General features: G+C 59.9%; 21 protein-coding genes. 11 read left to right on the top strand and 10 right to left on the bottom strand.

What is annotated here, in order from left to right; genetic code table 11:
• Positions 1-62: 62 nt before the first annotated feature.
• The 3 genes from ACT7DV_RS17170 (at position 63) to ACT7DV_RS17160 (ending at position 3,508) form a co-directional block, all read left to right on the top strand.
• A complete protein-coding gene (locus ACT7DV_RS17170; RefSeq protein ID WP_444664431.1) occupies positions 63-1,049 on the top strand; it encodes an HAAS signaling domain-containing protein in 987 nt (328 codons plus the stop codon).
• A gap of 54 nt (positions 1,050-1,103) precedes the next feature.
• Positions 1,104-1,844, top strand: a complete 741-nt coding sequence (locus ACT7DV_RS17165; RefSeq protein WP_444664429.1) for a TetR/AcrR family transcriptional regulator — start codon at positions 1,104-1,106, stop codon at positions 1,842-1,844.
• 113 nt (positions 1,845-1,957) lie between these two features.
• Positions 1,958-3,508: an MFS transporter gene (locus ACT7DV_RS17160; protein WP_444664428.1), complete on the top strand. Its 1,551-nt coding sequence runs from the start codon at positions 1,958-1,960 to the stop codon at positions 3,506-3,508.
• Between the two features lie 258 nt (positions 3,509-3,766).
• Here ACT7DV_RS17160 and ACT7DV_RS17155 read toward each other — a convergent pair whose 3' ends face one another.
• Both ACT7DV_RS17155 and ACT7DV_RS17150 read right to left on the bottom strand, forming a co-directional pair.
• A complete protein-coding gene (locus ACT7DV_RS17155) occupies positions 3,767-4,864 on the bottom strand; it encodes a fatty acid desaturase family protein (protein WP_444664426.1) in 1,098 nt (365 codons plus the stop codon).
• A gap of 128 nt (positions 4,865-4,992) precedes the next feature.
• Positions 4,993-6,633, bottom strand: a complete 1,641-nt coding sequence (locus ACT7DV_RS17150) for an ABC-F family ATP-binding cassette domain-containing protein (RefSeq protein WP_444664425.1) — start codon at positions 6,631-6,633, stop codon at positions 4,993-4,995.
• Between the two features lie 225 nt (positions 6,634-6,858).
• Here ACT7DV_RS17150 and ACT7DV_RS17145 point away from each other — a divergent pair, with 225 nt between their 5' ends.
• The 3 genes from ACT7DV_RS17145 to ACT7DV_RS17135 are packed head-to-tail and all read left to right on the top strand — an operon-like array spanning position 6,859 to position 10,413.
• Positions 6,859-8,094 carry a CaiB/BaiF CoA transferase family protein gene (locus ACT7DV_RS17145; protein WP_444664423.1) on the top strand — a complete coding sequence of 412 codons (1,236 nt, stop codon included), beginning with the start codon at positions 6,859-6,861 and terminating at the stop codon, positions 8,092-8,094.
• Positions 8,094-8,972, top strand: a complete 879-nt coding sequence (locus ACT7DV_RS17140) for a hydroxymethylglutaryl-CoA lyase (RefSeq protein ID WP_444664421.1) — start codon at positions 8,094-8,096, stop codon at positions 8,970-8,972. The genes ACT7DV_RS17145 and ACT7DV_RS17140 overlap by 1 nt, the downstream gene beginning before the upstream one ends.
• A gap of 31 nt (positions 8,973-9,003) precedes the next feature.
• Positions 9,004-10,413 carry a 2-hydroxycarboxylate transporter family protein gene (locus ACT7DV_RS17135; RefSeq protein WP_444664419.1) on the top strand — a complete coding sequence of 470 codons (1,410 nt, stop codon included), beginning with the start codon at positions 9,004-9,006 and terminating at the stop codon, positions 10,411-10,413.
• Between the two features lie 113 nt (positions 10,414-10,526).
• Here the strand turns inward: ACT7DV_RS17135 and ACT7DV_RS17130 are convergent, their stop codons facing one another.
• Complete coding sequence (locus tag ACT7DV_RS17130; protein ID WP_444664417.1) at positions 10,527-11,171, bottom strand: IclR family transcriptional regulator; 645 nt, start codon at positions 11,169-11,171, stop codon at positions 10,527-10,529.
• 180 nt (positions 11,172-11,351) lie between these two features.
• Here ACT7DV_RS17130 and ACT7DV_RS17125 point away from each other — a divergent pair, with 180 nt between their 5' ends.
• Both ACT7DV_RS17125 and ACT7DV_RS17120 read left to right on the top strand, forming a co-directional pair.
• Positions 11,352-12,452, top strand: coding sequence for an isocitrate/isopropylmalate dehydrogenase family protein (locus ACT7DV_RS17125; protein ID WP_444664416.1), 1,101 nt, complete (start codon positions 11,352-11,354; stop codon positions 12,450-12,452).
• A gap of 10 nt (positions 12,453-12,462) precedes the next feature.
• Positions 12,463-13,455: an NAD(P)-dependent oxidoreductase gene (locus tag ACT7DV_RS17120; protein ID WP_444664414.1), complete on the top strand. Its 993-nt coding sequence runs from the start codon at positions 12,463-12,465 to the stop codon at positions 13,453-13,455.
• A gap of 77 nt (positions 13,456-13,532) precedes the next feature.
• On the opposite strand, the gene ACT7DV_RS17115 is transcribed toward ACT7DV_RS17120, so the two are convergent.
• From ACT7DV_RS17115 to ACT7DV_RS17105, 3 genes are read right to left on the bottom strand one after another with little or no spacing between them, the layout of a single operon-like run.
• Entirely contained in the window at positions 13,533-15,041 is a 1,509-nt protein-coding gene (locus ACT7DV_RS17115; protein ID WP_444664412.1) for a carboxyl transferase domain-containing protein, read from the bottom strand.
• Positions 15,038-16,267, bottom strand: coding sequence for a CaiB/BaiF CoA transferase family protein (locus tag ACT7DV_RS17110; protein ID WP_444664410.1), 1,230 nt, complete (start codon positions 16,265-16,267; stop codon positions 15,038-15,040). Before ACT7DV_RS17110 ends, ACT7DV_RS17115 begins: the two co-directional genes overlap by 4 nt.
• Positions 16,268-16,311: 44 nt before the next feature.
• Positions 16,312-17,673 carry an SLC13 family permease gene (locus ACT7DV_RS17105; protein WP_444664408.1) on the bottom strand — a complete coding sequence of 454 codons (1,362 nt, stop codon included), beginning with the start codon at positions 17,671-17,673 and terminating at the stop codon, positions 16,312-16,314.
• A 151-nt stretch (positions 17,674-17,824) separates the two neighbouring features.
• Here ACT7DV_RS17105 and ACT7DV_RS17100 point away from each other — a divergent pair, with 151 nt between their 5' ends.
• Positions 17,825-18,535, top strand: a complete 711-nt coding sequence (locus ACT7DV_RS17100) for a FadR/GntR family transcriptional regulator (RefSeq protein WP_444664406.1) — start codon at positions 17,825-17,827, stop codon at positions 18,533-18,535.
• Positions 18,536-18,559: 24 nt separating this feature from the next.
• Here the strand turns inward: ACT7DV_RS17100 and ACT7DV_RS17095 are convergent, their stop codons facing one another.
• Entirely contained in the window at positions 18,560-19,456 is an 897-nt protein-coding gene (locus ACT7DV_RS17095) for a LysR family transcriptional regulator (RefSeq protein ID WP_444664404.1), read from the bottom strand.
• Positions 19,457-19,583: 127 nt separating this feature from the next.
• On the opposite strand from ACT7DV_RS17095, the gene ACT7DV_RS17090 reads away from it, so the two are divergent.
• A complete protein-coding gene (locus tag ACT7DV_RS17090; protein ID WP_444664402.1) occupies positions 19,584-20,999 on the top strand; it encodes a M20 family metallopeptidase in 1,416 nt (471 codons plus the stop codon).
• Positions 21,000-21,007: 8 nt separating this feature from the next.
• Positions 21,008-22,321, top strand: coding sequence for an MFS transporter (locus ACT7DV_RS17085; RefSeq protein ID WP_444664401.1), 1,314 nt, complete (start codon positions 21,008-21,010; stop codon positions 22,319-22,321).
• A 75-nt stretch (positions 22,322-22,396) separates the two neighbouring features.
• On the opposite strand, the gene ACT7DV_RS17080 is transcribed toward ACT7DV_RS17085, so the two are convergent.
• The 3 genes from ACT7DV_RS17080 to hpaE all read right to left on the bottom strand — a co-directional run bounded on the left by ACT7DV_RS17080 (position 22,397) and on the right by hpaE (position 25,881).
• Positions 22,397-23,122, bottom strand: coding sequence for a phosphoribosyltransferase (locus ACT7DV_RS17080; protein WP_444664399.1), 726 nt, complete (start codon positions 23,120-23,122; stop codon positions 22,397-22,399).
• A gap of 101 nt (positions 23,123-23,223) precedes the next feature.
• Positions 23,224-24,321 carry a 3,4-dihydroxyphenylacetate 2,3-dioxygenase gene (gene hpaD / locus ACT7DV_RS17075; RefSeq protein ID WP_060703350.1) on the bottom strand — a complete coding sequence of 366 codons (1,098 nt, stop codon included), beginning with the start codon at positions 24,319-24,321 and terminating at the stop codon, positions 23,224-23,226.
• Positions 24,322-24,384: 63 nt separating this feature from the next.
• A complete protein-coding gene (gene hpaE, locus ACT7DV_RS17070; protein ID WP_146274916.1) occupies positions 24,385-25,881 on the bottom strand; it encodes a 5-carboxymethyl-2-hydroxymuconate semialdehyde dehydrogenase in 1,497 nt (498 codons plus the stop codon).
• Between the last annotated feature and the right edge of the window lie 67 nt (positions 25,882-25,948).

Genomic DNA, 25,948 nt, shown 5'->3' with positions numbered 1-25,948 from the left:
CTCACGACGGTGCACCGCAGTGCTGCGCCCTTTGGCAGCAAAAAACACGTAAAGTAAAAGGCATGAAGTCTTACTTGCCGCGGGCTGCCCGTAATTATTTGGAGCAGCTGCGCCGAGCCTTGGATTTCCTCTCGGAACAGGAACGAAAGCAAGTCCTCGAACAGACAAGGGAAGAAATCCACCGCCTGCCGGACGGGGGACGCCGCAAGCGCGAACTCATCAGCATGCTGGGCGAGCCAGTAGCCAGAGCACGCAAATTTGAACGCACAGAGCCTGAAGACCTGGAAGTTCGAAGCGGCAAGCACTTCCTGACCAGGATCCTGGCATGGCCCATTTTTGCACTAGCGCTGTTGACGGTCATCGTGGTGCTTTTTGCGCCCCCGCAGCAAGCACTCATTGGAACCCGAGGACTGGACAAGTTCTTGTCATCGGGCCAAGGCTGGCTTGCGGGTCTCGAAGAAGCCATAGGCAGCCAGCTGATCTGGCTTGCCTTCATCCCGGTGGTCTTCAGCTTGCTGCCGTTGTGGCTCAACGGTGTGCTAGGACAGATCCTCCAAATCCTTGGCGCCGTTGCCATGAGCGCGGTGTGCCTCGGCGGCGGAATCCTGCCGATGTACTTCATCCCGGTCACACTGCTGTTGTGGGCCCAGGTTTTCACGCCGATGCTGATGATGCGCGGTTCGATGGCCCGTCCGGGACCCGGCTGGCTGGTGGCCGCGGCGGTCTTGCTCGTTGCCTGCATCGGCTTGGCCACGTACCAGGGTATGGCAAGCTTTGCCGGTCCGCAGTGGCTGGTGCTGGCGCCTGCCGCTGTGCTGGCGGTGCTTGCTGGTTTGCTCCCTACCCGGTGGAAGGCAGCTCATGTTGCCCTGGTCGCCGCAGGGCTGCTGGTGATGGCAGCAGGTTTTGTCGCGGCGCAGCCAGGAACATACAACGCCGTGCTGCTGTGGCCGTGGCTGGCTGGCGGATTGTCCTTCGCGCTCGCCCATCTGGCTGTTGCCGCGGGCATGTGGCATGAGCGTGCGCGGAAGCTTCTCGCCTTGTTCTAACCGGAACACGCGATCAAGGCTGAATTACTCGGGTCTTGCGTATAATCTCGTGACATGGCCGACAATAAGGAAATTTCCCCCGCGCCATCCGCGAAGCGCGGACGCGGGCGCCCCCGCAAGGACTCGGAGTTCATCAGTCTGAGCAAAGAGCTGCTCGGGCAAAAAGCCTTGGAGATCGTTGGCTCCGAGGGCTATGGCGCCCTGACAATGCACCGGTTGGCCACCGAATTCGGGGTAACCCCGCGCGCCCTGTACAACTATGTGTCAGACCGCGAAGAAGTCATCGGCCTTGCCCTGCAGCAGTTCCTGGCCATCAGCCCGACGCTCGAATTTGACTGCACCCACTGGAAAGACGGGGTGCGGGAGGCCTATCGAGCCACTAGATCGGCCTACCGCGCGTATCCGCGGGCCTCGCAGCTGAGCATGGACGAGAAAACACACGTAATCCCGGGACCGCGAAGGACCGAGCTGGTTGAACGCGTGTTGAAGTTCTACGTCGAAATGGGGCTGACGCTGAAGCAGGCAACGGGAATGGTCCGCGCGCTGGAACGGGACGTCCTTGGATTCGTGTTGCATATTGATTATTTCTACGACCGGCGCCACCCGGATTGTCCCGACTTCTTCAGCCATCCGGTGCCCAGGCAATGGCTTGATTTTTATCCGGAAGTCCCTGCACCCTACGCGCAACAGGCTCTTGAACTTCCGGAACAAAATAGCGACGAGCTGTTCGAGGAGGTCATCGAACTGCGGGTGCTCGCGATGGAGCGGCTGCTGCAGCTCAATAGCCAAAACTAGGACGGCCAAGACTGAAAAGTACCCCGTCAGGGAATAATTCGCTACCCGGCAGCGCTGAATCGGACAGTGCCGCAACTGACCTGCGGCCGAAAACTATGCGGAGAGATGCCCCCATGCCAGTAAGCAAGTCCGAAGCAGCAAAAGAGCTTGGCGAGTTATCTGCCGGTGCCCGCTGGCGGCTACTCGGCGTCTTGCTGGCCGCCATGTTCATGTCGCTGGTCTCGGTCAGCATCGTGAATGTGGTGCTGCCTTCCATTGGCTCAACGCTGCATGCGAGCGAAGCCGACATGCAGTGGGTCTTGGCTGGCTATGCGCTGACCTTTGGCGTGGTGCTTGTAGCTGCAGGGCGTGCCGGAGACTTGCTGGGCCGCGGAGTCATGTTCGTCGCAGGGGTAGCCATATTCACGGTGGCCAGCATCTTGGCCGGCTTGGCAGCGGACCCGATGCTGCTGAACATCGCGCGCTTCATCATGGGCATCGGCTCCGGTTTCCTCAACCCCCAGGTCATGGGAATGATTCAACAGCACTTCCGTGGCGCGGCTCGTGGCCGTGCCTATGGGCTGCTGGGCACAGTGGTTGGCTTCTCGGTTGCTGTGGGCCCGGTGCTGGGCGGGTTGCTGATCAATTGGCTTGGCGCCGATGCAGGCTGGCGTTCAACATTCCTGATCAACGTGCCCGTTGGCATTTTGGCTATCGTCCTGGCCTTGCTTTGGCTTCCAAAGCCCTTATTCACTAAACCTGCAGGCAAGCTGGATCTGGATCCAGTCGGAGGAATAGTACTGGCCCTGAGCATTTTTGCCTTGCTGCTTCCCTTCGTCCAAGGCCGCGAAAACCCGGCGCTATGGTGGCTTTTGGCAGCGGCGCTGATCCTGCTGGCAGTGTGGATCTGGTGGGAGAAGCGGTACAAGGAACGCGGCAGGGAGCCGATGGTTGAACTGGCGCTCTTCAGAATTCGCAGCTTCACCAACGGCACGCTGATCGCTGGCCTGTACTTCATGGGCGTCTCCAGCGTATGGGTGCTCGTGGCCATCTACGTTCAGGAATCCCAAGGCTTCAGCGCCCTCGAAGCGGGATTGATTTGCCTCCCGGCAGCGCTGCTCTCGGCTTTCAGCTCGCATATCGCAGGCCGCTACGCCACGACCTTGGGACGCAAGCTGGTCATTGGCGGCACGCTCAGCGCGTTGTTCGGGCTGCTGGCCACCATAGCTGTCGTGTACTTTGAAGACCGGCTCAATCTCAACGTTTGGTGGATGCTGCTTTCCTTGGCCTTTATCGGCATTGCCCAGGGGTTCATCATTTCCCCGAACCAGGCATTGACCCTGATGGAAGTGCCGGTAGCCAACTCCGGCAGCGCCGGGGGACTGATGCAGACCTCGCAGCGTGTTGGCACGGCCGTGGGCATTGCAGTGATCACGGCGGTGTTCTACGGGCTCAACCATGTGGCAGGGTATTCGGTGGCGATGCAGATTTCCTTTGTCGCCATTGCACTCCTGGTTGTGGCCACGCTGCTGGTGGCAGTGGCGGACATGCGCCACGGACATGCGAAGGTACCGGCCGCAACCCGCGAAGAGTATGTTCCCGTCGCCACCGGCGCGCAGCATACCGTCACCGGAGCTATCGACGTAGTAGGCCCCAAAGAACCAAGCCAGCCGGTGGATTCCTAGCCCTGAAGTCCTGGCGAGCAGCCAGCTGAAAAGCCAGTCGGCCCAGGGGCCGCCACGGCAAGAGCGGCTTGAGGACATGCGCGCTCGCCACAACGGGCTCGTTTTATACGGGCGATGACTCGATGCCCGCGATGCCGCCAGCGCAATGTTGGAGAAAGCCGGTTGGCCGCTTGTGGCTTAAGCGGAAAAGAGCTGGGAATCCTCGCCAACCGTGGCGAGGATTCCCAGCTCTTTTCTGTCTGGTTCCTGTGCGGGCTATTAGCTTACGCGGTAACCGGAAATCAGCGGGCAATCGAAGGGATCTCGCGCCGAGAGGCCGACCTTGTTCAGGTAGGTGATCACCTGGGCGTAGGATTCGCGAATGCTAGCCACGGTGTAGGGGATCTGGTGCTCTGCGCAGTACTGGCGAACAATGGCCGATACTGCTGCCAGATTGGCTCGCGGCATCGACGGGAACAGGTGGTGCTCAACCTGGTAGTTCAGGCCGCCGAACAGGTGCGAGAGCACCCGGTTGCCCCATGAAGAGCGTGCCATGATATTGCGGCTGGTGAGAACCTGGCGGGAGAAGAAGTCGATGCGTGCATCGCCCGGAACCATCGGCATGCCCTTGTGATTCGGCGCGAACGAAGCACCCATGTAAATGCCAAAGACTGCCAGCTGCACTCCGATGAAGGCAAAGGCCATTCCGGTCGGCAGGAAAACGAATATCAGGGCAACATAGAGTCCCACACGCAGGGCGATGGCCAGCATTTCGCGTTTGCGGCGCTTGGAGCGTTCTGCAGTGAACAAGTAGCGGATCGACTGGATGTGCAGGTTCACGCCTTCCAGCGTCAACAGCGGGAAAAAGAGGTAGCCCTGGCGCTCGGTGATCCATTTGAGGAACCCGCGCTGGCGTTGCGCATCAACCGGCTGGAACGAGATGGTGTCCCACTCGATATCCGGATCCTTGCCGATGGTATTCGGCGTGGCGTGGTGCTTGTTGTGCTTGTTCATCCACCACTGGTAGCTGATACCGACAACCACGTTGGCCAGGAAGCGGCCCAGCTTGTCGTTGGTCTTGCCCGAGGACAGGATCTGCCGGTGTGCTGCCTCATGGGCGAGGAATGCGAACTGGGTGAGCAGTATGCCCAGCACCGCGGCGATCAGCAGCTGGAACCAGCTATGGCCAAGAAGGATGGATCCGGCAACGGCCGACCCCATGAGAATTGTCAGAACCGATCCCAGCCCCAGATAGTGTCCACGTCGGCGACCGGACAAGCCCGCATCCTGGACGAGTTTCTTGACGTGGAAGAAGCTTTTTGGATCTCCCGGGCGGATCGAGGGTGCGGGGGAGGAAAGAACGGAACTGCTACTCAAGTCGTATCCTTGGCTGTTGTAGCGGGCGACATCTCAGTCGAAAGAACTGAAAGTCTCGGCTCCTATGCTTTAAGCGTACGGCACGCGACTGTGAACCAGCCTTAAAAATACACAGTTTTACCGGCGGATCAGTAGTGGACGGTGAGTTGCCCGTTGGAAACTTCCCAGCGGGTCGTCAGTCGGACGTTCTGCAGCAGCCGGCGGTCGTGGGTCACCAGGAGCAGTGCGCCTTCGTAGGCTTCCAGCGCTTCTTCCAGCTGCTCGATGGCCGGAACATCAAGGTGGTTGGTCGGTTCATCGAGAACCAGCAGGTTCACGCCGCGTGCCTGGAGCAGGGCCATGGATGCGCGGGTTCGTTCACCCGGCGACAGGGAATCGACCAGTGCATTGGATTGGTCGGCTTTCAGCCCGAACTTCGCCAACAGGGTGCGCACTTCGGCCGAGGAATATTCAGGCACTGCGTTCTCGAAAGCCTGGCCCAAGGGCAGGTCCCCGGGAAGCTGGGTGCGAGCCTGGTCGATTTCCCCGATGCACACCGAGCTTCCCAGGGAGGCCGTGCCCTGATCGGGGGACTGCTTGCCGAGCAGGAGCTTGAGCAGCGTGGATTTTCCGGCACCGTTAGGCCCGGTAATGCCGATCCGGTCAGTTGCATTAACCTGCACTGACACCGGCCCGAAGGTGAATTCTCCTTGTTGCAGTGTCGCCTCGTTCAAGGTGCACATCACCGATGAGCCGCGCGGCGCGGCGGCGATGGAAAACTGCAGGACCCATTCCTTGCGCGGCTCGGCCACTTCCTCCAGGCGCGCGATGCGGGATTCCATCTGCCGGACCTTGGCGGCCTGTTTTTCGGAGGACTCGCTGTTGGCTCGACGGCGGATCTTGTCATTGTCCGGTGACTTGCGCATCGCGTTGCGCACTCCCTGGGACGACCATTCGCGCTGGGTGCGGGCGCGGGAGACCAGATCTGCCTTCTGGTTTTCAAACTGCTCGTAGGCTTCCCTGGCATGGGCGCGGTTGACGGCCCGCTCTGCCAGGTACGCGTCATAGCCGCCCTCGTAGACGGCAACGCTATTCTGGGCCAGATCGAGTTCGATGATCCCGGTGGTGCAGCGGGCCAGGAACTCGCGGTCATGGGATACCAGGATGACCGGGGCGCGCAAGGCCTTGATGAACTCTTCAAGCAGTTCCAGTCCTGCAAGGTCAAGGTCGTTGGTTGGCTCATCGAGCAGCACGATGTCGAAGCGCGAGAGCAGCAGCGCCGCCAGGGCGACCCGGGCGACTTGTCCACCCGACAGGGCGGTCATTTCTGTTTCGACCGGCAGGGTGAAGCCCAATTTCCCGAGGACTTCAGGGATTCGATCGTCCAGATCCATGGCCCCCGAGGCCATCCAATGGTCAAAAGCCGTTGCATAAGCGTCATCGGCTCCCGGCCTCCCGCTGCCCAGATCCTGGGCGGTTTCTTCCATCCGGGCCGTGGCCTGCGCGCAGCCGGTGCGGCGGGCCAAATAGGCTGCGATCGTTTCTCCGGGGATGCGTTCATGCTCCTGCGGCAACCAGCCGATGAAGGCCGAGTCCGGGGCGGTGGCCACCGCGCCGGACTGCGCGGAGGAGGCCTTGGCAAGCAGCGACAGCAACGTGGATTTTCCCGCGCCGTTGGCTCCCACCACGCCGTAGACATCTGAAGTTGTCGCGGTGAAGCTCAGGTTGGAAAACAGGGTTCGGTGGGCGTGGCCACCGGTGAGGTCTTTGGCCACGAGCGTTGCAGTCATGGGATTAAGTCTAGTGCGCTGTAGAAAGCAGAAGAGCACGTCGGGTCGTCCCGGCTCGGCCCATGGCAAGGGCAGATGGATGCATGGTGCATGCCTTGTTGAAAAAGTTTCACCGAGCCCCTTGATGTGCCCCACATCACTTGCTACAGTCTTACCGCCAAAAGGGATCCTAATCCCATTGAGTGGGATTGTGATATCAGTGATTGATGAAATGAGGACGCTTCGATGACGAATCGGCTGAACGAAGACCAACAGGATCTGCCCTTGGCCGGCATTAGGGTGCTGGAGCTGGGTAACTTCATTGCCGCACCATTTGCTGGGCGGGTCTTTGGCGATTTTGGAGCCGAGGTGATCAAGATCGAACGACCCGGCGGCGGGGATGAGCTACGGGACTGGCGCAAGGCCCGCGGGAAGACGTCCATGCTGTTTCGCACCATCGGGCGCAACAAGAAATCAGTGGAACTGGATCTGAGAACTGATCTCGGAGTCCAGGCCATCAAGAAGATCATCGAGAAGACCGACGTCCTCATTGAAAATTTCCGCCCCGGCACCCTTGAAAAATGGGGTATCGGCCCGGAAGTGCTCACCGCCATTAATCCAGACCTCGTCATCGTGCGCATCTCCGGCTACGGGCAAACGGGGCCCTACAAAAACCGCGCAGGGTTCGGCAGCTCCGCGGAATCATTTGCAGGCCTTCGGTATATCACTGGTGAACCAGACAGGCCTGCGGGCAGATCCGCGGCCTCTATGGGAGATACCGTCGCTGGGCTCTATGGTGTTATCGGCGCGCTGATGCTGATGTTCAACAAAGCCAAGGGCGGCGCCGAGAGCGGCAGCAATGTTGTCGACGTAGCGCTCTATGAGGGCATCTTCTCGCTCCTGGAATCCTTGGTTCCTGATTACGATGCCTACGGAATGATCCGTCAACGTACCGGCGGGCGGCTCCCGGGTGTTGTACCTACCGGGTCCTACAACTGCAGCGACGGACTGGAAGTGGTCATTGGCGGCAATTCAAATGCAGTCTTTGTCCGCCTCATGCAAGCCATCGGGCGACCTGATTTGGCTGAAGATCCAACCCTGCTCACCACCGAGGCACGCCGGCTGCGTGAGGATGAACTTAATGGTGCCATCGAGGAATTCACCGGATCCATGCCGTTGGAGAGGGTGCTCGATGTGCTAGACACGGCAGGCGTGCCAGCGGCCCCGGTCTTTGATGCGCCCTCCATCGCCAAAGACGAGCACTACCTGGCCCGTGGCATGATCCAGACCCATGAAGTCGTCGTTGAGAGCGAGCCTGAAGTTGTCCGATTCCCCGGGGTCGTTCCAAAAATCCCGGGCCATCAGGGGGAAGTGCGTTGGCTCGGACCGGATCTAGGCGAGCACACCGAGCAGGTACTTCGTGATCTTGCGGGGTTCGACCCGGGGCAAATCGCGGCCATCAGCACAAGGGCGGCCCACTGATGCAGATCCAGATCACTGATGTGTTTCTTCGTGATGGTTTGCAAGATGAGCCAGTCATTATCGACACCGAACGCAAGCTGGAGATTGCTGCGGCCTTGGGTGCTGCAGGGGTATGCAGGATGGAGGTTGCCTCTTTTGTGAACCCGGTTCGTGTTCCTCAGATGGCCGATGCCACTGACATCCTCCAGCGGTTGCCGCAGGTTGCAGGTTTGCGCTATACGTCCTTGGCACTCAACGGCAAGGGAATCAGCCGGGCTGCAGCTGCCGGGGCAACCGAAGTCCAAGTTGTGGCCTCAGCCAGCCAGGCGCACAGCGCTGCCAATGCCGGAGCAAGTATTGATGAGGCGCTGGAGTCATTGGCCATTGATATCGCCCGGCATCCGCAGCTGAACTTTTCCGCCGGGATTTCCACCGCGTTCACCTGTCCTTTTGAAGGGGAAATCGATCCGGCGCGAGTATTGAAGATCGTTAGTGCGTTCAAGGACATGGGAATCAAGGACATCGGTCTGGCCGATACCTTGGGGACGACCGCGCCACAACGAGCCATGGACACGATGAAATATATCCAGGATGCGCAACCTGACCTCACTTACTACCTGCACCTGCATAACGCGCATGGACGGGCGTTGGAAACGGTGGCTCTGGCAATCGATTCCGGAATTACCCGCTTTGATGCGGCTTTGGGGGGATTTGGCGGCTGCCCGTTTGCCCCAGGGGCTGCAGGAAACTTGTCAACCTTGGAACTTGTCCAGTTCATTCATGCCCATGGGCATGAAACACGGATTGACGAAGGCAGGCTGAAGGCCGCCACAGACCTCGCTCGTTTTGCCGTCGGTTCAGGCCGACCCGTGAATGCCAGTGAGCTTTCAACCAACTAGGCAATGACGCCTCAACCATTGAGAGAAAAAGATGTCAAAGATCGAACAGGAAGCGCAGCTTCCAGATAATGCTTCAAGTGAAGACACCGAAAACATGGAAAAGTTGATGCGCAAGGCGCAGTTGCCCAAAGGCGCCCACCACTCAACTAAAAGACACGGTGAAATCGCCGGAATGCCAATTTGGCTGTTTGCCATTTTGGCCGCGGTCGTTCTGCTAGCCGCGCTTACCGGAAAATTGCCTGGCGGGATGCTTCCAGGATTCGCAGTCTCGATGCTCCTGGGCGGACTGCTGATTTGGCTTGGCAACCTCTTTCCGGTGGTTCGGGATTTCGGGCTGCCGACCATCCTATGCACCTTTGTGCCGGCGACGCTGATATTTTTCGGAGTCATGCCCGAGACCGTAAAGGTGGTCGTTACCGACTTTGTCACTACGCATGGATTCCTGGATTTCTTTGTCGCCTCGGTCATTGCCGGATCAATCCTCGGCGCGCCTCGTGCGCTGCTGCTCAAAGCTGGCCCGAGATTTGTGATTCCGATGCTGGCATGTGTCCTGCTTTCCTTCACTTTGACCGGTCTTATTGGCGCCGCTACAGGCTTTGGGTTCTGGACCGCAGTGCTCACCGTTGCGGCTCCGATCATGGCTGGTGGGCTAGGGCTCGGTGCCGTACCAATGAGTGAAATGTTTGGCGCACGTACCGGTGAAGATTCGTCGGCATTCATGGGGGACCTGATGTCGGCGGTCGTTGTCGCCAACATCTTCTGCATCCTGTTTGCCGGTATCCTCAACGGCATCGGCAAGCGGAAGCAATTGTTTGTCGGATTCAGCGGCAATGGTGAATTGATGAGGGTCAAGGGTTCCCGCCAAGATTTGGCAAATCCGCCCAAGCGAACGGTGGCCAGCTTCTTGACCCTTGGCAAGGGGCTGGCGCTGACGGCTGTACTCTTTGTTCTAGGTGAACTCCTCGGTGGATTCTTTGAATTCCTGCATCCATACGCTTGGATGATCATCGCCGTTGCGGCCTTGAAGATTTTCGGCCTGCTGCCTAAGGATCTGGAGGAGTCCACGACGGACTGGGGAGAGATGGTGACTTCCGTCATGGTTCCGGCCCTCTTGGTGGGCGTGAGTATTTCCTATATCAATATCAGCGAAGTACTGGGTTCGCTGATCAATCCGATGTTCATCATCTTGGTCATCTGCACGGTGCTGATCGCTTCGTTGAGCTCTGGTTTTGTTGGCTGGCTCTTGAAGTTCAATTTCGTCGAAGCTGCCATCACCCCGGGATTGGTCATGGCTGATACGGGTGGATCGGGTGACGTGTCGGTGCTCAGTGCGGCTGAACGCATGCACCTGATGCCATTCGCCGCGCTGACAAACAGAATTGGTGGCGCGTTCGTGCTGTTCCTGACCACAATGCTTGTTCCGTTCTTGCCGATGGGCTAGAGCGGCGGGAATCCCCTGAGCGAGGTTGAGCCACCCTGGATGGGTGGCTCAACCTCGTTCATCAGCGTTGAGAGGCTGCCAATTATCCTGCGGGCGGCGTTGAAACAGATGACTTATCGCTGGCCGCTGAACGCCTCGGAAATCCTGGTGGCCGTGCGCACCAGGGCTTCCCCATGGTCCTGGCCCGGAGATGACTTGCAGCGCGATAGCGGCATGGCGAGGCAGATTGCCGCGATAGTGTGTTCTTTTTGCAGGATGGGCGAACTCACTGAACCCAGGCCTGGCGTTCGAAGTCCTACTGATTCGACCCACCCATTTGATTCGACTGAAGCCATGGCCTCGGCGTCAAAGGACAAGAGCCTGCCACTGGAACCGTGGGGCAGCGCCAGGCTCGCGCCGACGGGCAATGTCGCTTTGAGCTCTTGGCGAGAATCAACTGAGGCGATGCATACGCGAGTGTCGCCACGTCGAATCCATAGCTGTGCCGTCTCTCCTGTGGTGTCTCTCAGCTCCGTGAGATGGCCTAGCCCGATGATTTCCAGCCTGCTCCTGACAAAGCGCCGCCCAAGGCTGAAGTGGCCGGACGATTCCCGCCGAAGGAACTCGAAGTCGGTCAGTGACAATGCAAGCCGATGAGCAGTCGACGTTGATAATCCGGTTATCCGGGCCAATTCACTGGCGGTGGCTTCACCAAATTCCAACGCGTCAAGGATCAAGCTGATGCGTTCGAGCTGTCGATTCGCCGTACTTTCAGACACTTTCTGGCCCCAATCATGAAGTTGGACTACAACAGTTCCTACTGTATGGGAAACGTTTTCCAAAACTCAATATTAAAAGTCGCAAATAGGCATGGAAACCCGCCGTATTGGCTGATAGTGTATTCCCACCAAATAGCACGATAATCCCATCATGTGGGAATTTACGAAGAAAGGTATGCAATGGCGCACTACGAAATATCTGTGATCCCCGGTGACGGAATTGGCCCGGAAGTTGTTCAGGCCGCCAGGGCCGTACTCGACCAGGGAATGGAAAGTTTCGGCTACTCCCTGGGCTACACCGACTACGACTTCTCGGCCGATCTCTATCGTCGAACAGGGCGCAAGATCACCGAAGAGGACATGGATGAAATCGGGAAAACCGATGCGGTGCTTTTCGGAGCCATGGGGCTTCCAGACGTCCGGGATCCGGAAGGCCTTGAACTCGGCGCCCAAGTCGAAATGAGAGCTCACTACAAGCTCTTTGCGAGCCTTCGCCCGGCGCGATTATTCGCAGGAGTTAATTCTGCAGTCAAGGCGAAAAACGTCGACATGCTGGTCATCCGGGAAACATCGGAGGGCATGTTCGCCGGCCTCCATGATGAACACGCGCCAAGCAACAATGAGGCAACCGACCGCATGACCATCACGCGAGCCACCAGTGAAAAGCTTTTCGACGTCGCCTTCGAACAAGCTCGTGCCCGAAAGAAGAGGGGCACTCCAGGGCGGGTAACTCTTCTGCACAAGTCGAACGCGTTGCGAAGCAACGTCTTGTTGGAAAAAGTCTTCGACGAGGTCGCCGCGCGCCACTCCGATATCGAGAGCAACAAGTTCTACATCGATGCTGGCGCCATGTACATGGTGACCGATCCGGGGCGCTTTGACGTGATTGTCAGCGAGAATATTTTTGGCGACATCACCTCAGAAATCGCCGCCGGCCTAATCGGTGGGCTGGGGCTCGCCCCATCGGCCGACGTCAGCGCGCAGCATGGTGTTTTCCAGCCATCCCACGGGAGCGCGCCGGATATTGCTGGTGCGGGAGTAGCCAATCCCATTGCCATGATTCTTTCTGCCGCCATGATGCTCGATTGGCTGGGGCAGAAAAATGGGGATGGGCAGCTGATTGCCGCGGCTCGTGGAATCAATGCGGCAGTGGAGCAGGTGCTGGCCAGTGGGCCGCAGCCCACGGACCTCGGGGGAACGGCAAGCGCGCAGGAGGTCACCGAGGCGGTCCTCGATGCCGTTAGATCAATTGCTCACGTACCCGCTGCGGTCAAGGCTTAGGAGGACCGAGATGACCTATAAAGTTCTGTTCATCAACCCCTTGGCTGACTACGTTGAGGGACTGCGTGCAGCTACCCCTGAAGGCTTCAGCCTGACCGTGATGCCCCCGGATGCCACGGTCCATGAGCTATGCGTGGAGGCCGAAAATTCTGACTTCATCATTTCCGGAATCGACGTGCCCGAGGAAGTCTTCCGCGCGGCCAAGCAGGCTCAGTTTGTTCAATACATGAGCTCCGGCTATGGTCAGCTGCCCTTGGCGGTGCTTAATGATCTGGCAATTCCAGTAGCCCAGATGAAAACCCACTCTATTTCCGTCGCGGAGCACGCCGTCACGCTGATCTTGTCGCTGCTTCGCAGGATTCCCGCTTCGACACAGCTCCTGCGCGAGGGCAAATGGCGCCAGGATCTGCAGGAGGCCTCCTACGCTGAGCTGTACGGCAAAACTGTCGGAATTATCGGACTGGGAAACATCGGCCGATGGATCGGCAAAGTAGTGCACCACGGCTTTGGGGCCAACGTCATCTATTACGACAATGCAGAAATACCGCTGACTGTCGCAGAGCTCATCTCGGCGAAGCAGGTTTCCCTCGAAACACTGATGCGCGAATCGGATGTGGTCAGCGTGAGCCTTCCACTGAACGACGGTACGTCCAAGCTGATTGGCGAAGCAGAACTTGCCCTCATGAAGGAAAGCGCGGTGCTGGTCAATGTCGGACGCGGTGAAGTCCTCGATGAAGACGCCCTGCTGAAAGCCCTGCAGGAGATGAAAATTGCCGGGGCCGGGCTGGACGTTTTCGACCGCGAGCCCTTGGATCTTGAGAGCGGGCTGCTCAGCCTGCCCCAGGTGATTTGCACCCCGCATATGGCTGGCGTTGGCTGGGAAAACGTCCAGCGACGCATTGCTACAGTATGGGAGAACATCAACGCGGTTCTCCATGGCGAAGCGCCCCTCGGTGTTGTCACCGATATTAAGCGCGCTCCCTCGGTTCAGGCGACACGCTAGTATCAGGGTGCATTGATCTGAAAAGCTGATGAGGTTCGGACCCCGTAGGGTCCGAACCTCATTGCGTCCGGGCCGGTTCAGCCTGTAGCTTCGCCGAGGTTCTGGAACTTCAGCTGTCGTCGAGCGAGCCGATGGGCATCAGGGATGGCCCGGGCCAGCGAGATTTCTGCCGCGATCGCAGCGCCCAGTTCCTGGCAGAACTCGCGCGGGCGGCTGGCGGCATCGATCTGTTCCTCTACCACATGGTCAACCAGCCCAAAACTGCACAGGTCCGGAACGCCGATCTTTTGCTGGCGGGCCATCTCAGCAGCCCGGTCAGTGCTGCGATGGATGATGGCGCTGGCGCCTTCCGGCGGCAGGGGAGATAGCCAGGAATTTTCGGCCGCCAGCGTCCGATCCGCGGGAAGCAACGCCAAGGCTGCGCCTCCTGTGCCCTGTCCCAGCAGCACCGAGACCGATGGGGAGCGCAGGCCGATCAGTTCACTGAGCGAGCGCGCGATTTCCCCCGCCAGTCCACCTTCTTCTGAATGCACGGACAGCTCGGCGCCGGTGGTGTCGATGATGGTGACCAGGGGAAGCTTGAGCTCCTGGGCCAATTGCATGCCACGGCGGGCTTCACGCAATGATGCCGGCCCCAGGCTGGCCGTTTCCGGATGACGCGGACGCTGCTGTCCCAGGACCACGCAGGCTTGATCGCCAAAGCGTGCCAATGCCAGGATCAGCCCCGGGTCCTTTTCGCCCTGGCCGGTGCCGTTCAGGGGCATTGCCTCATCGGCCGAGGCCAGAAGCATGCGGGTGTCGGGGCGGCGCGGGTTGCGGCTCAGCTGCACCGAATCCCACACGTCCTTGGCCTCGCGCACATAGGGCCGGCCGGCCGGAGCCGGGAATCGGCCACCGGTTGATGCCGGTTGCAAGACGGAGAGGGCACGGTCGATCAGGTTCGGCAGCTCCTGGGGCGGAACCACCGCGTCAATCAGTCCCTTGCGGAAAAGATTCTCTGAAATCTGCACCCCGTCCGGGAACTTCTGGCCATACAGCGCTTCGTAGACGCGCGGGCCCAGGAAGCCCAGCAGCGCGCCGGGCTCGGCCACGGTGATATGGCCCAATGACCCCCAGGAGGCCATGACCCCGCCGGTCGTTGGGTGGCGCAGGTAGACCAGGTAGGGAAGTCCCGCCTCCTTATGCCGGCGCACCGCGTCGGTAATGGGCACCATGCCCAGAAACGCGAGAGTTCCCTCTTGCATGCGGGTGCCGCCAGAGGCAGGACCTGCCAGCAGCGGCAGCTTTTCGGCAGTGGCGCGCTGAATCGCCGCCACAATGCGTTGTGCCGCTGCCTGTCCGATGGAACCTGCCAGGAAATTGAACTCCGAAACGATGACCGCGACCTCGCGCCCATGGATCCGGCCTTTGCCGGTGATGACTGCCTCGTCGGTGCCGCTCTTGGCGGCGGCCGCTTCCAGGTCTGCGGCGTACTGGGCACTGAGCTTGGGCTGACGCGGGGCCTGGTCCCAGGACTCGTAGGAGTCCTGGTCCAAAACGATATCCAGGAGTGTGGCCGCATTAATGCGCAAGGTCCTGGTGCTCATGGGGTTTCGTCCTTTCGGGAAGCCAGCCAGTGTTCGATTTCCTGAGCGTTGGCGTTGAGTACCGGCGGGGCGCTGTGTGCCGTGCGCGTGGTTTCGTTGTTGGTGGCTGGATCGAAGAAGCGCAGCGGCGGGCCAGGCAGATTGATCTTGCCCAGTACCTCGTGTTCCACCTCGACGATGAGGCCCTGGGATTTCACCTGGTCCCATTCGTAGACCTCTTCAATGGTGCGCACCTTGCCCGAGGGGATCCCCGCTTCATCGAGGGTTCTGAGTAATTCTGTTGCGTCGTAGGTGGAGAACGCTTGTTCGATGAGCTCGTTGAGTGCCGGGCGGTTCTCCACCCGGTCGGAGTTGCTGGCAAAGCGTGGGTCATCTGCGGGCAGATTAAAGGCGTTGGCGAAATTCTGCCAAAGCTTTTCACTGCCGATGCTGATTTGCACCTTGGAATCCTTGCAACCGTACAAGCCGTAGGGGGCAATGGAGGGGTGGTGGTTTCCGATGGCCTTGGGATTCTGCCTGGCCACGGTGGCCCGCGTGCCCTGGAAGGCATGCACCCCGATGATCGATGCCAGCAGCGAGGTGCGCACTACCTGGCCTCGTCCGGTTTTTTCCCTTTCCAGCAGGGCTGCCAAGGCACCGTAGGCACCGTACATGCCTGAGAGCAGGTCTGCGATTGGCACTCCGACTTTCTGCGGATCCTCCGGTCCTGAACCGGTGATGGACATCAGCCCGGCTTCGCCCTGCAAGATCTGGTCGTAGCCGCTGCGATGGGCTTCGGGTCCGTCATGGCCAAAGCCGGTGATGGATAAGATGACCAAGCGGGGGTTGAGTTCGTGCAGAACTTGGACACTGAAGCCCAGGCGGTCCAGTACGCCGGTGCGGAAGTTTTCCATCAGGACGTCGCTGTTCTTGATGAGCTCCGCCAGCTTCTCCTTGTGTTCCTGATCTTTCAGATTCAGCGACAGGGAGAGCTTGTTGCGGTTGCAGGAGAGGAAATAGGTGGCTTGGCGATTGTCTTCCGGGCCGACGAAGGGCGGACCCCAGCCTCGGGTGTCATCTCCGGTGCCGACGGTTTCGATCTTGATGACCTTGGCTCCGAGGTCGCCCATCATCATTCCGGCGTGTGGGCCGGCTAGTGCGCGGGTGAGGTCAAGTACCACGTAGCCGTTCAGCGGGCCGGCTGTCGTGCCTTGGATGGTGTTGTTGTCTGCGGTCAGGGAACTCAATGGATCCTCCTTTAGTTATTCGGCTTAGTTGTGGGGATGAACGGCTATAGCCAGCCGGGCAGGACGAGCAGTGCCCAGGCCAAAACGGGTCCGGCGAGCACGATGATTCCTCCGTAGCCCAGGACCTGCTTGTAGAAGCGGTCCTTGTCTGTGCCTTCGGGCGCGTTGGCAAGAACCAGTGCGCCGTTGGTGGAGAAGGGGGAGACATCCACGACAGTGGAGGCGATGGCCAAGGCGCAAATCAGGCCGGTGGCGCTGATGGAACCGGTATTCAGGAACGGGATCGCCAGCGGAATCAATGCGGCCAAAATGGCGGTGGATGAGGCGAAGGCGGAGACTACGGCGCCGATGTAGCAAATGAGCAGTCCTGCAAGCAGGGGTGCCCCGAGATTGGCGACACTATTGGAGACGTACTCGATGGTCCCGGCTTCTTCCAGGACACCTACGAAGGTGAGCATGCCGCAGATCAACAGCACGGTGGACCAGCTGATCTTGTTGACGGCGCCCTTCTGGGCGGCAGGATTCACCAATGCGAGGAACACGGCGATGGTAATCGAAACAAAGCCGACATCGACTTTGAAGCCCAAGGCAATGACGGCCAGGGCGATCAAGCCGATGATGGTCATGGCCTGGCCAAAACGCTGTCCTGGCGCCTTCGGCGCGGCGCCGTCTCCGGCGGGATCGCGAGGACCGTAGGTTCCCGAGCCGCTGCCCTTGAAATCGACATCTGCAGCGTGGGCACCGGCAGAAACCTTCAGGCGTGCTTCAGCAACACGTTCGGCGATGGCTCCTGCACGCTGGCCAGCTAGCTGGCGTCCGCCAAGGACCAGGAACAAGACGATGGCGATCACCAGGTTGAAGATGAAGCTGGTGAGGAACAGCGCAGTGGGGCTGAAGTCGAATCCGGCTTCTTCAATGAGGCCGTTGACGATGACGCCATAGACCGCGATAGGCGAGAAACCGCCGGCTTGGGCACCGTGCACGATGAGCATGCCCATCATCAGGGGGTTGATCTTGTAGCGCTGTGCGAAGTTCAGGCCGATCGGTGCAATGATCGCCACGGCGGCCGGGCCGAGGGCACCGATGGCGGTGATGGCTGCGGTGATGACGAACATGACCCAGGGGATCAACGAGATCCGGCTGTCAACCAGTTTCACGGCCTTGTCGACAAGTATGTCGATAGTGCCGTTGTTTTGCGCTATGGCAAACAGGTAGGTGACGCCCACGAGGGTGAGGAACAGCCCGCCGGGGAAGCTGGCGAGAATGTCCTTGGTGTCCATCCCGAGGAAGACGGCGCCGAGAAGGAATGCTCCGACAAAAGCCAAGGCTCCCATATTAATGGGGAACATCGTGGCGATGATGAACATCACTGCCAAGATGATGATGGAGACTAGCGCGACAGACATGGGGAATATCCTTTTCGTGAAGTCGCAAAGCGAGTGGTAGGTTGTGTGACAGGTGTCACTGGCTCACTGGCCTAGCCTCCTAGACTCCGAGTGTCTTGTCAAGAAAAATTTCGGTGTAAGTTTGAGCTAGGCGACATCAAAAGGAGTGAACATGGCTGAAATCAAAAAGCCCAAGGCTTTCGCCAAAGTGCAACGCCCCAGGCTCTATGAGCAGCTCATGCAGAAGATTTTGGCCTTCGTGGAGGAAGAGCAGCTGGGCCCAGGGGACCATCTGCCAGCTGAACGAGAACTGGCGGATCAGCTCGGGGTTTCGAGGGCTACCTTGGCGCAGGCATTAGTCGCCTTAGAGGTTCTGGGGGTCATAGACGTCAAGCACGGAACCGGTGCCGTCTTGGTGTACCGTCCCACAGTCGCGACAGTCTTGCGAGAACTGCATGAACATAAGAACCGGCTTCCGGACATTGTTGAAGCGCGCAGCACCCTGGAAGTGAAATTGGCGTCTCTCGCCGCAGAGCGGCGCACCGACGATGACCTCCAGCGCATAAACCACGCGCTGGATGTGATGGCCGAGGAAATTGCGGCTGGAGACCGCGGTGAAAAGGGCGACGAGCTTTTCCATGAGGCCATTACCGGGGCAGCGAAATCGTCGGTCCTGCAGAAATTGATGACTTTCATCGCTGAAATGGTGCTCGAAACGCGCTTGGAATCGCTGGGGCAGCCGGGGCGCCCGGAACGGTCCTTGGAATCGCACCGGAAAATCACTGAGGCCATTGCTGCCGGAGACCCGCAGGCGGCAGCCGAGGCGATGCAGGAGCACATCGAGCTTGTTTCCGACGTGGCCCTGCTGAAGGAAATCCAGTAGGTTCCTGCCTGCTGCCCGTGCTGGCTAGTTGCTCTTCATGACATCGGTGATGTGCTGGATCAGTGCCGTGACCAAGGCGGGCTGGCGGCGGCGGGGCATTGTCAGAATCTGCGCCGTGCGTTCGGCGAAAGCTGGATGGTCAATGCGGATGAACTCCAAGCCCTCGCTCAATGCGCTGTCCCGCGCGAATTGGCTCAAGAGCGTCACTCCCGCGCCCGAGCGCGCGAATTCCATCGCCGGGTTGATATGGTCCGTCGTCAACGCAATGTTCGGGGTCAACCCTGCCATGGACATCGCAATGTCGAACAGCTCGCGCTGGGTAATGCCCTTGGCGGTCATGGACAGGGGGTAGCGGCACAACTCCTCCAGCGAGATCTGGGATTTGCCCGCCAGAGGATGACCTGTGGCAAGGACCGCATAGGCCGGGGCGGGGCGGGAGTACTCGACTTGCACATCGCGTTGCAACCCCAGGGTGAAGACCGTCGCTATATCCGCGGTCCCCTCGACGATCTGGCGCGCCGCGTCAGCTGATGGAAGCACCGTCAGGTGCACCGACACTTGAGGATGGAGCTTGCAGAACGCGGCGATCGCCCTCGGGGTGACCGAGGCGGCCAGCCCTTCGGAGCTGACGACTTTGATGCTCCGTGAAATTCCGCTGGAGATCTGGCCGAGGTCCTGGAGAAGCTGCTCGCCCTCCGCCTGGACTCGACGGGTATGGGTGAGCAAAAGTACTCCTGCATCAGTGAGTTCCATGCCGCGGGCATGCCGGCGAAACACTGGAGAGCCTATCTGCCGTTCGAGCTGGCTGATTTGCCGGCTAATCGCGGAAGGGGAAACGTGCTGGGTTTCAGCTGCCTCGGAGATCGAGCCGGTGGTTGCCACCTCATGGAAATAACGCAGGGCGGTGGGTAGCGTTTGCATATTGCTGAACTCTCGTTCTGAGTAGGTTTGCCTTTAAGTCAAACCTAGTGCTCGAAACGGCACTGGTTCAAGCCCCTCCTGATCTCATAGTGTGATCTCCAGTACAGGAAACCATCGAGGGGAAACCGTGGCAACGAGACAAGAGCTATTGGAAAAAGCGGAGCAGTTCGCCGACTCTGGGGAGTTGTTCAATGAACTTTCGCAGCTGGTATCGCGGCCGACAGTGAGCAGCGACCCCGCGCAAAGCGTTGCTGTCAACGCATATCTCGACGGCATTCTCCTTGAACGATTCGAAGCCATGGGCTTCTCAGTGACTACGGATCTGAATTGGCAGGGTTCAGGAAATTCCTTTCTGATCGCCACTCGCATCGAGGCTCAGCAGTACCCGACGGTGCTGTGCTATGGGCATGCGGATGTGGTTGACGGGCAAGCTGGACAGTGGGACGCGGGGCGGGACCCCTTTGAGCTGCGTGCTGAGGGGGACCGCTGGTATGGACGCGGCTCCGCCGATAACAAGGGCCAGCATCTGGTGAACCTCAAAGCCATAGAGCTGATCCTGGCGGAACAAGGATCCCTGGGGTTCAACATCACCTTCCTCTTCGAGGCCGGGGAGGAAATCGGATCGCCCCAGCTGGATGAATACGCCGCGGCGCATCGCAAGCAGCTTGAGGCGGAGGTCTTCATTGCCTCGGATGGTCCGCGGCAGAGCGCGGATAAGCCCACCATCTTCCTCGGAGCACGCGGTGGGGCGACCTTTGAGCTGAACATTCCCTTGCGCCAAGGCGGATACCACTCGGGAAACTGGGGCGGGCTATTGCGCAATCCCGCGACAACACTGGCCGGCGCGATTGGAACACTCGTAGATGGCCACGGACGTATCAGGGTTCCTGAATTGCTGCCGGACAGCTTGCCGGACTCCGTGCGCGAGGTATTGGCGCCGGTTCAAGTCGGGCAGGGAAAACAGGATCCAGAAGTGGCGGCAGGCTGGGCGGATACGAGCCTGAGCGCCGCCGAGCGGCTCTATGGGTGGAACACCTTGGAAGTCCTGGCGATGAACTCGGCGGATGTCCAGGTGCCAGTGAATGCGATACCTGGACAAGCACGGGCAGTTCTGCAGCTGCGGTTTGTCGTCGGAACAAACACCGACAAGATCGAATCGGCGATTCGCCGGGCCTTGGATGACGCCGGGTATTCGATGGTGCAATTGAGCATGGGCCAATGTTTTCCGGCAAGCCGTATTGAACCGGAGAATCCGTGGGTGCAATGGGCGAGCAATTCCCTGGAAAAAACCACCGGCCAGCCCACCACGATCCTGCCGAATATTGGCGGCTCGCTTCCCAACGCCGTTTTTGAATCCACGCTGGGGTTGCCGACCCTCTGGATTCCGCATTCCTACCCTGGGTGCCAGCAGCACGGCCCCAACGAACATGCGCTGGAATCGGTCCTGCGCGAAGGACTGCAAATGATGTGCGGCCTGTTCCACGATCTGGGAACGCGCCAAGACGTGCCCAGCGCAAGCGCGCTGGCCAGTGGAAAGATATAGGAACCAGCATGGACAAACAACAACAAGATTTGGTCTCGGAAGTTCCCGCGCCTGCACGCCAGTCCGCGGCACGAGGCATTGCGGCGGCCACCATTGGCAATGCGCTGGAATGGTACGACATGTCCATCTATGCGCTGCTGGCCATCTACATCGGGCATAATTTCTTCCCTTCGGACAATGCGGCCGTGGAAGTAATCCAGGCGTTTGCCGTCTTCGGGATCTCCTACCTGATCCGGCCGCTGGGTGGCTTGGTGCTCGGCTCCTATGCAGACCGCAAGGGAATGAAAAAAGGCCTGATCCTCACCATCAGATTGATGGTAGTGGGCACTGCAATCATCGCTTTCATGCCTGGTTATGGAACTATCGGGCTGCTGGCTCCGCTGGGGCTGATCGTTGGCCGGCTGGTCCAGGGATTCTCGGCTGGGGGCGAATTCGGAGCAGCAACCTCGTACCTGCTGGCCCAAAACAAGGGGCGCAAGGGCTTCTTGGGAAGTTTCCAGTTTGCCAGCCAGGGGCTTGGCGCGCTGATGGCTGCAATCACGGTCGTCATACTGACCAGCGTCTTCACTACAGAGCAAATGAACGACTGGGCATGGCGCATTCCGTTCTTCGTCGGACTGCTGGTGGGTCCCGCCGGATGGTGGATCCGCCGGCATGTTGACGAGGCGCCGATTGAGAAGGCCGACGACCAGCAGGCTGAGGGCGGCACGAAGCAAAATCATGCGCCGGTGCAGCAGCTATTCCGGTCGCATAAGGTTTCGGTGCTGATTGCCGGTGGTGCCCTGGCCATCTCGACTGCGTTGAACTTCGTCCTGCAATACATGCCGACTTTCGGGATCAAGCAGCTGGGCATGAATCCGTCCGTATCATTTTCATCATTGATTATTTCTGGCGTGATCCTCACCTTCGCGACTCCAGTCGTCGGCCACCTGTCGGACCGGTACGGCCGCCTGAAAATCATGATCCCTGCAGTAATCGGGATTGTCTTGTTGACGATTCCGCTGTTCCTCTGGCTCATCGCAGGAAAGAGCTTCCTGGTCCTGGCCGTGGTGATGACGATTCTTGGACTGCTCAAGGCCTTGTATTTCGGGGCGCTGCCTTCGGTCATGGCCGACGTGTTTACCGGCTCGGTCCGGGCCACGGGCCTGTCATTCAGCTACAACGCGGCAGTGGCGGTCTTTGGCGGGTTCACCCCGATGATCTGTGCATTCCTGATTGAAACGACGGGACAGCCGGTGGCGCCAGGATACTATCTCGCCGTCCTGTCCATCGTCAGCATCACGGCCTTGGGAGCGGCATTCCGCTTCCGTTCTGTACGCTGAAGGAGTTCTTGGGAAAGGGTGCAAAGCACAACGGCCAGCAACTGCGAAAGTTGCTGGCCGTTTGTTGTACTGCCTTCAAGAACCGGCACCCAGCAGCTTGAGAACGTTGTCTTGATCGACCTGGCTGAAGTCCTTGTAGAACGCACCGACAGCTCCAAACCGGTGCAGCTTGAGCAGCTCAACCAGCCCGTCCGCCAGCGGAGCCAGTTCGGTGAGGGTTTCCGGGGCGATCACCGGGGACGCGATGATGATGGATTGGGGATGCAGCTGGGCGACGAGTTCCAGCGAGGCTTTCATCGTTGCCCCGGTGGCGATGCCGTCATCGCAGAGAATCACGGATTGTCCCGCCAAGTCCGGTGCATAGGCCCTGAACGCGTGGGCCAGTGCCAGCAGATCGGCATGGGTTCCATTTTCCACCGAGGCCAGCTCCTCCGGCCCAAAATACTGCAAAGCCCGCCGGTGCACCTCGGCATTGAGGTAGCGGCCGCTGATGGCTGAGTACTGTGCGATGGCGCCGAAGGCCAGTTCCGGATTATTGGGCACTCCGAGCTTGCGCACCGCCAAGACACCCAGGCGAGCGCCCAATGCCTGGGCTACTTCGTACGCGATGGGAACGCCGCCGCGCAATAGCCCCAGCACCGTGTACTCGCCAGCGGGCAAGGTCGTGGCCAGCTTCATGCCCAACGCGGCTCCGGCGTGGCTGCGGTCGTCAAACTTGGAACTGTTTTCACTGACCATGGTTCCAGTCTTGCCCAAAGTCAGCGAAATGAATAGCAACAGCCAGAAATTCAAGCGGTTCATTCACCCACCGGGCGGCCAGCTAGGAGAAACGCCAGAGGGCTCCCGTGGCCTGAACGGAATAATCCGCCCGGAGCACGAGAGCCCTTGATGGCTATTGGCGCTTAGAGCTGGTTGCCCAGCTTGAAGCCCTTGGAAGCCTGCCCGTGGTACGAGCCGTCCTCGTCGCCGGCACGGGTGTAGGAGAAGCCATCGGCGCCAATGGTGACTTCCAGCTCGGAGTCATCGGTGCGCTCGATGACTTCCTGCACGTTGCCGTCCAGATCCAGCACCTTGGAAGCTTCGGTGTACCAGGATGGAACAACCGGGTTGCCCCACCAGTCGCGACGCTGGTTGTCATGCACGTTCCAGGTGATGGTCGGGTTGTCCGGGTCGCCGGTGTAGTAGTCCTGGGTGTAGATCTCGATGCGGTGGTCATCTGGATCCAGGATGTACAGGTAGAACGCGTTGGACACGCCATGGCGGCCCGGGCCGCGCTCGATGCGATCCGAGATGCGCAGGGCGCCCATCTTGTCGCAGATCTGGATGATGTTGTGCTTCTCGTGGGTGGAGAAGGCCACGTGGTGCAGGCGCGGGCCGTTGCCACCGGTCAGCGCGGTGTCGTGCACGGTGCCCTTGCGGTGCATCCAGGCTGCATAGGTGGTGCCTTCATCGTCCTGGATGTCCTCGGTGACGCGGAAGCCCAGGTCCTCGAGGTAGGCGCGGCCACGAGGCACATTCGGGGTGACCTGGTTGAAATGGTCCAGGCGGACCAATTCGCCAGCCGAGTACAGGTCATAGCGCATGTGCAGGCGCTCAACGTGGGTGGTCTCGAAGAAGAACTCGTAGGGGAAGCCCAGCGGATCCTCCACGCGCACCGCATCTCCGATGCCCTTGACGAAGCCTTCGGTGCGGCGCTCGGTGCGGCATCCCAATTCCTTGTAGTAGGCCTCGGCCTTGTCCACGTCCTCGTTGGAGCGGACACGGAAAGCCATGGCTTTCAACGCGGCCACCGGGCCCTTGGTCAGCACCAGGTTGTGGTGGATGAATTCCTCGAAGGAACGCAGGTAGATCTGGTTCTCGTCCTCGTAGGAAACATGCAGGCCCAGAACGTCAACGTAGAAGTTGCGCGAGCGCTCCAGGTCGGTGACCACCAGTTCGGCGTAGGCGCAGCGCAGGATATCCGGTGCTGGAACCGAAGGGGTGGGAATCGGGTTCTCGATCTCTTTGCTCATGATTTGCTCCTTTGCAAGCAGGAAAGATTAGTGGAGGGAAGCGGGAGCTTCCTAGACGCCGAACTTGGGGGAGTGGGCTTCGTTCAGGGTGATCTGGATGGACTGCTGGGTGGTGTAGAAATCCACCGAGCGGTAGCCGCCCTCGCGGCCCAGACCCGAAGCCTTCACGCCGCCGAAGGGGGTGCGCAGGTCGCGGACGTTATTGGAGTTCAGCCACACCATGCCGGATTCGATCTGGTGCGCGAAGTTGTGCGCGCGCTTCAGATTGCTGGTCCACACATACGCGGCCAGGCCGTACTTGGTGTTGTTGGCCAGCTCGAGCGCTTCCTCATCGGTGTCGAACGGGGTGATGGCCACGACCGGGCCGAAGATCTCGTCCTGGAAGATCTGGGCATCGGGGGCAACATCGGCGAACACGGTCGGTGCAACATAGTTGCCTTCGTCCTCGAAGCCTTCTGCGCGCCCGCCGCCGGCCAGCAGCCGGCCCTCGGTCTTGCCGATTTCGATGTAGCTCATGACCTTCTCGAAGTGCTTCGGGTGCACCAGCGAGCCGACCTCGGTCTTCGGGTCGCTGGGCAGGCCGACGCGGATGTTCTTGGCGCGCTGCGCGAACTTGGCAACGAAGTCATCGTAGATATCGCGCTGGACCAGAACGCGGGAACCGGCGGTGCAGCGCTCGCCGTTCAGCGAGAACACGCCGAAGACGGTGGCATCCAGGGCTGCGTCCAGGTCGGCGTCGGCGAAGACCACGGCCGGGGACTTGCCGCCCAGCTCCAGGGACAGGCCCTTGAACTGCGGCGCAGCTGCGGTGGAGATGGTGGCGCCGGTGGAGGAGTCGCCGGTGAAGGATACCAGCGGCACATCCGGGTGCTTGACCAGGTAGTCGCCGGCTACGCCGCCGGAACCGAAAATCAGGTTGAAGACGCCTTCTGGCAGGCCTGCCTCGCGGAAGATGTCTGGCCATAGCCCGGCGGAAAGCGGGGTGTAGCTGGCGGGCTTGAGGACGACCGAGTTGCCGGTGGCGATGGCCGGAGCCAGCTTCCAGGATTCCTGCATGAACGGGACGTTCCAGGGGGTGATCAACGCGGCCACGCCAATGGGCTTGCGGTTCACGTAGTTCATCTGGCGCCCTGGCACGCGGAAGGAGTTATCCACCTGCGCCACGATCAGGTCGGCGAAGAAGCGGAAGTTCTCGGCGGCGCGGCGGGCCTGGCCCTTGGCCTGGGTGATTGGCAGGCCGGAGTCGTAGGACTCGAGCAGTGCCAGCTCGTCGTCGCGGGACTCGACGATGTCAGCGATCTTGTGCAGCACCCGGGAACGCTCGCGGGGCAGCATCTTGGACCATGGGCCTTCCTTGAAGGCCTTGCTTGCTGCAGCCACGGCCAGATCCACGTCGGCCGGCTGCGCCGATGCAGCGGTGGCGTAGTTCGTGTTGGTGACCGGTTCCTGGACGTCGAAGGTTTCTCCGCCAATGGAGTCCACGAATTCGCCGTTGATGAAGTGCTGCAGGTGAGTTGGCAGGTTTTCTGGTACGAAGTGCTTGCTCATGGCAATTCCTCTCGTGCTCGCTAGTGTTGTTGATTCCGGCGTGGATGCCGGTGTGTCGTAAAAATTG

The organism is Glutamicibacter sp. TV12E (assembly GCF_052441935.1).
Taxonomy (GTDB): Bacteria; Actinomycetota; Actinomycetes; order Actinomycetales; family Micrococcaceae; genus Glutamicibacter.
This window is presented reverse-complemented; position numbering and strand designations above follow the sequence as displayed.

Bases quoted from the DNA above. Each gene is read 5' to 3' on its own strand.
- ACT7DV_RS17170 (WP_444664431.1), top strand. From the start codon at position 63: ATGAAGTCTTACTTGCCGCGGGCTGCCCGTAATTATTTGGAGCAGCTG.
- ACT7DV_RS17165 (WP_444664429.1), top strand. From the start codon at position 1,104: ATGGCCGACAATAAGGAAATTTCCCCCGCGCCATCCGCGAAGCGCGGA.
- ACT7DV_RS17160 (WP_444664428.1), top strand. From the start codon at position 1,958: ATGCCAGTAAGCAAGTCCGAAGCAGCAAAAGAGCTTGGCGAGTTATCT.
- ACT7DV_RS17150 (WP_444664425.1), bottom strand. From the start codon at position 6,633: ATGACTGCAACGCTCGTGGCCAAAGACCTCACCGGTGGCCACGCCCAC.
- ACT7DV_RS17145 (WP_444664423.1), top strand. From the start codon at position 6,859: ATGACGAATCGGCTGAACGAAGACCAACAGGATCTGCCCTTGGCCGGC.
- ACT7DV_RS17140 (WP_444664421.1), top strand. From the start codon at position 8,094: ATGCAGATCCAGATCACTGATGTGTTTCTTCGTGATGGTTTGCAAGAT.
- ACT7DV_RS17135 (WP_444664419.1), top strand. From the start codon at position 9,004: ATGTCAAAGATCGAACAGGAAGCGCAGCTTCCAGATAATGCTTCAAGT.
- ACT7DV_RS17125 (WP_444664416.1), top strand. From the start codon at position 11,352: ATGGCGCACTACGAAATATCTGTGATCCCCGGTGACGGAATTGGCCCG.
- ACT7DV_RS17120 (WP_444664414.1), top strand. From the start codon at position 12,463: ATGACCTATAAAGTTCTGTTCATCAACCCCTTGGCTGACTACGTTGAG.
- ACT7DV_RS17115 (WP_444664412.1), bottom strand. From the start codon at position 15,041: ATGAGCACCAGGACCTTGCGCATTAATGCGGCCACACTCCTGGATATC.
- ACT7DV_RS17105 (WP_444664408.1), bottom strand. From the start codon at position 17,673: ATGTCTGTCGCGCTAGTCTCCATCATCATCTTGGCAGTGATGTTCATC.
- ACT7DV_RS17100 (WP_444664406.1), top strand. From the start codon at position 17,825: ATGGCTGAAATCAAAAAGCCCAAGGCTTTCGCCAAAGTGCAACGCCCC.
- ACT7DV_RS17095 (WP_444664404.1), bottom strand. From the start codon at position 19,456: ATGCAAACGCTACCCACCGCCCTGCGTTATTTCCATGAGGTGGCAACC.
- ACT7DV_RS17085 (WP_444664401.1), top strand. From the start codon at position 21,008: ATGGACAAACAACAACAAGATTTGGTCTCGGAAGTTCCCGCGCCTGCA.
- ACT7DV_RS17080 (WP_444664399.1), bottom strand. From the start codon at position 23,122: ATGAACCGCTTGAATTTCTGGCTGTTGCTATTCATTTCGCTGACTTTG.
- hpaE (WP_146274916.1), bottom strand. From the start codon at position 25,881: ATGAGCAAGCACTTCGTACCAGAAAACCTGCCAACTCACCTGCAGCAC.